The following is a 3,658-nucleotide window of genomic DNA, read 5'->3' as shown; positions in this document are numbered from 1 at the left end:
GGGTGCGCGTTCTCGTCGACGCCGCCGCCGAGCGGCTGGGGTTCGCGCCGTCCGTGCGGCTCGCCGGGCTCCTGGACACGGCGGTCGACGACCGGATCGGCGAGCAGCTTCTCGCCGTCGTCCGGGAGGCGCTGTCGAACGTCGCCCGGCACGCCCGCGCCACCGAGGCGTCCGTGCGCATCGAGGTCGGCGACGACCTGACCCTGCGGGTCGAGGACGACGGCGCCGGCATCCCCGAGGGCGCCGCCGGCGGCGGCCTGCGCGACATGCGCGAGCGCGCCGAGAACCTCGGCGGGTCGCTGTCCACCCGCGCCCGTCCCGGCGGCGGCACCATCCTCGTCTGGCGCGTCCCGCTCAAGGACGTCGGGGATGAAAGCGGGGAGAAGGAGGGCGGGGAAACGCCGTCCGATCAGGCGCGTTCGAGCATGCCGCGGATGTAGGCGGCCTGCCCCGCGTGCTCCAGGTCGTCGGAGATCACGCTGATCAGCCGCACGGCGAGCGTGACCGGCGGGTCCCACGCGCGGTCCACGATCCGGTCCAGGTCGGCGTCGGTCAGCCCGGACACGTACTCCACGGTCCGGTCGTGCACGGCGTCGTGGTACCCCGTCAGCAGGTCCGCCGACTCGACCTTGACCGCCCCGACCTCGTCGGAGGTGTGCCCGTACCCGGTGTCGGACGCGTCCAGCGGCAGCGCGAACCGGCCGGCCCAGCCGTCCCGCGTCCACAGCTGCGGGGTGCCGGCCACGTCCGCGACGTGGTCGTCCTGGACGCGGGTCAGGTGCCAGACGAGCCATGCGATCGAGTTGGCGCCGGCGGCGGGACGGTGGGCGAGCTGAGCAGCGGTGAGCCCGTCCGCGGCCCCGTGGACCGCCTCCCGGATCCGGCCGAAGGCGTCGGCGAGCAGTTGCGCACTGGTCATTGGGAGGACGCTACCCCGATCGGGCCGGATCTCTCGGCCCGGCCGCGGCGGATTCGGCGGCCGGGCCCGGCACGGGGAAGGGCGCGGGGGAGGGCAGGCGGGCGGTCACGGTGAGGCCGCCGCCCGGTCGCGGCGCCGCCGTCACCGTGCCGCCGTGGGCGGTCGCGGTCGCCCGGACGATCGACAGGCCCAGCCCGGAGCCGCGGTCGGATCGCACCCGGTCGTTGCCGAGCCGCCGGAACGGCTCGAAGAGCGTCTCGATCTCGTAGCCGGGGACGACCGGCCCGGTGTTGGTGACGACGACCTCGGCCCATCCGTCCCGGCCACGGGTGGTGACCGACAGCTCACCGCCGTCGTGGTTGTGCCGGACCGCGTTCTCCACGAGGTTCTGCACGAGCCGCTCGATGAGCACGGGATCACCGGACGTGGGCGCCGGGCCGAGCCGCCGGCCGGTGGTCACGCCGTGCGCCCGTGCCTCGGGCGCCGCCTGGTCGAGGACGTGCCCGGCCACGTCCGCGAGGTCGAACGGCACGGCGTCCACCACGGCGTTCTCGGTGCCGGCGAGGGTGAGCAGCCCGTCGATGAGGCGCTCGTGCCGGGCGTTGACCACCAGCAGCGACTCGCCGAGCCGCTTGACGTCGCCCGTGGCGTCCGGGCGGCGCACCGCCACATCGACGAGCGTCCGGTTGATCGCGAGCGGGGTGCGCAGCTCGTGCGAGGCGTTCGCGACGAACCGCCGCTGGCCGTCGAACGCCCTCGCCAGCCGGCCCAGCATGGCGTCGAAGGTGTCGGCCAGCTCCTTGATGTCGTCGCGGGGTCCCTCGTAGCCGATCCGCTCGGTGAGGTCGTGGCCGCGCGCCACCCGCCGCGCCGTCTCGGTGATCGCGTGGACCGGGCGCAGCGCCCGGTCGGCGAGCAGCCAGCCGAAGCCGAGCCCCGCCGCGCCGACCAGGCCGAGCGCGATGCCGCCCTGCGTCAGCAGCGCGCTGAGCGTCTCCCGCTGGTAGTCCTTGCGTCCCGCGACCAGCACCTTCTGGAGGGCGGCTTCGGGGGGTTCGCCGGTGAGCGAGCCGGACGGCGGCAAGCCGGAGACGCTCTTGGTCTCGAAGATCTGGTTCTCGGGCGGTCGCTGGCGCAGGTTGTTCTGCACCAGCAGGTACGTCAGGCCCAGCAGGACGATCCCGGCGCAGAGGAACAGGCCGGTGTAGAGCATCGTGAGCCGCATCCGGATCGTCGGCCGCAGCCGCTCGGTGAACCTCGTCATGGAATCCGGTACCCCGCTCCCGGGACGGTTTCGATGACCGGGGGATCACCGAGTTTGCGGCGCAGCTTCATCAGCGTCACCCGGACGGTGTTGGTGAACGGGTCGGTGTGCTCGTCCCACACCTTCTCCAGCAGCCACTCGGCGGACACGATCGTCCCGTCCGCGCGCAGCAGCTCGGCCAGCAGCCCGAACTCCTTGCGGGCCAGGTGCACGTACCGGCCGTCCCGGTACACCTCCCGGCGGGACGGGTCGAGCCGGATGCCGGCGCGCTCCAGCGTCGGCGGCGCCGCCGGGCGGGCGCGCCGGCCGAGCGCCTGGATCCGCGCGACCAGCTCCTCGAACGCGAACGGCTTGGTCAGGTAGTCGTCGGCGCCGATCCGCAGCCCGTCCACCCGGGCCGGGACGGTGACGGCGGCGGTGAGCATCAGCACCCGCACGAGCGCCCCGGACTCCACGACCGCGCGGCACACGTCGTCGCCGTGCACGACGGGCAGGTCCCGGTCCAGCACGAGCACGTCGTAGTCGTTCACGCCGAGGCGTTCGAGCGCGGCGTCCCCGTCGTAGACCACGTCCACGGCGAGGGCCTCGGCCCGCAGCCCCTCGGCGATCGAATCGGCGAGCATCCGCTCGTCCTCGGCGATCAGTACCCGCACCTCTGCCGTCCCGTCTCCGCGAATGCGTGGTCTCTGCGGATCGGCGCCCCCCGGCGCCGTCCCGCCGTCCCAGCTTGGAGGAGCGGGCGTAACGCCGGCATAACCCGATCCGGTTACGCCCGGGTTACCCGCCGCGGGCTGGACTTGCGGTCGCCGCCGGCGGACCGCCCGGCGGAGACGACAGGGAGACCGACCGATGCGACGACAGACGTTCGCGGTGCTGGCGCTCGTCCCGGCCCTCGCCCTCGGGGCGCAGGGCTGCGGGGGCGACGGCAAGGGCGCCAAGGCCGCCGGCACCGCCAAGGCCGCGGATGACCATGAGAAGATGCGCCGGTTCGCCCAGTGCATGCGCGACAACGGCGTGGACATGCAGGACCCGCAGGACGGCAAGCTCACGATCCGGGCGTCCGGCAAGCCGGGCGAGGGCGGCGGTCCCGGCGGCGACGACAAGGTCGAGGCCGCGCAGAAGAAGTGCCGGCATCTGATGCCGAACGGCGGCAAGCCGCCCAAGCCGAACCCCGAGCAGATCGCGCAGATGCGCGGGCTCTCCAAGTGCATGCGCGATCACGGAATCACCGAATTCCCCGACCCCGACCCCAACGGCGGCATCAAGATACAGGCCGGGAAGGGCACCGGGCTGGACCCGGAGAGCCCGAAGTTCAAGGACGCGCAGAAGGCGTGCGCCAAGTTCGAGCCGGACGCCCCCTCCACGACCACGGGCAGGGACTAGTGACCAGGACGCGCACACTCGTCCTGGGCGCCGCCGGGGTGGCCGTCGCGGGCGGCGCGGGTCTCGCCGCCGCCGGGCTCGGCGGCGGCGGC

5 protein-coding genes are annotated in these 3,658 nt (G+C 73.9%); 2 read left to right on the top strand and 3 right to left on the bottom strand.

Annotated features, from left to right (window positions below):
• On the top strand, positions 1-440 hold a 440-nt coding region (locus AF1_RS32130), incomplete at its 5' end, for a sensor histidine kinase (protein ID WP_255218862.1).
• On the opposite strand, the gene AF1_RS32125 is transcribed toward AF1_RS32130, so the two are convergent.
• From AF1_RS32125 to AF1_RS32115, 3 genes are read right to left on the bottom strand one after another with little or no spacing between them, the layout of a single operon-like run.
• On the bottom strand, positions 410-919 hold the full coding sequence (locus tag AF1_RS32125) for a mycothiol transferase (protein ID WP_067808032.1): 510 nt from the start codon (positions 917-919) through the stop codon (positions 410-412). The two genes, AF1_RS32130 and AF1_RS32125, sit on opposite strands and share 31 nt — an antisense overlap.
• A 10-nt stretch (positions 920-929) precedes the next feature.
• Positions 930-2,183, bottom strand: coding sequence for a sensor histidine kinase (locus AF1_RS32120; RefSeq protein ID WP_084263534.1), 1,254 nt, complete (start codon positions 2,181-2,183; stop codon positions 930-932).
• Complete coding sequence (locus tag AF1_RS32115) at positions 2,180-2,836, bottom strand: response regulator transcription factor (protein ID WP_067808029.1); 657 nt, start codon at positions 2,834-2,836, stop codon at positions 2,180-2,182. Before AF1_RS32115 ends, AF1_RS32120 begins: the two co-directional genes overlap by 4 nt.
• Before the next feature lie 196 nt (positions 2,837-3,032).
• Between AF1_RS32115 and AF1_RS32110 the strand changes: the two genes are divergently transcribed.
• On the top strand, positions 3,033-3,566 hold the full coding sequence (locus AF1_RS32110) for a hypothetical protein (RefSeq protein WP_067808026.1): 534 nt from the start codon (positions 3,033-3,035) through the stop codon (positions 3,564-3,566).
• Positions 3,567-3,658: the final 92 nt, after the last annotated feature.

It is taken from the genome of Actinomadura formosensis NBRC 14204, from assembly GCF_001552155.1.
Classification (GTDB): domain Bacteria; phylum Actinomycetota; class Actinomycetes; order Streptosporangiales; family Streptosporangiaceae; genus Spirillospora; species Spirillospora formosensis.
This window is presented reverse-complemented; position numbering and strand designations above follow the sequence as displayed.

Excerpts from the sequence above, each read along its gene's own strand:
- AF1_RS32120 (WP_084263534.1), bottom strand. The coding sequence starts at position 2,183 with ATGACGAGGTTCACCGAGCGGCTGCGGCCGACGATCCGGATGCGGCTC.
- AF1_RS32125 (WP_067808032.1), bottom strand. The coding sequence starts at position 919 with ATGACCAGTGCGCAACTGCTCGCCGACGCCTTCGGCCGGATCCGGGAG.
- AF1_RS32110 (WP_067808026.1), top strand. The coding sequence starts at position 3,033 with ATGCGACGACAGACGTTCGCGGTGCTGGCGCTCGTCCCGGCCCTCGCC.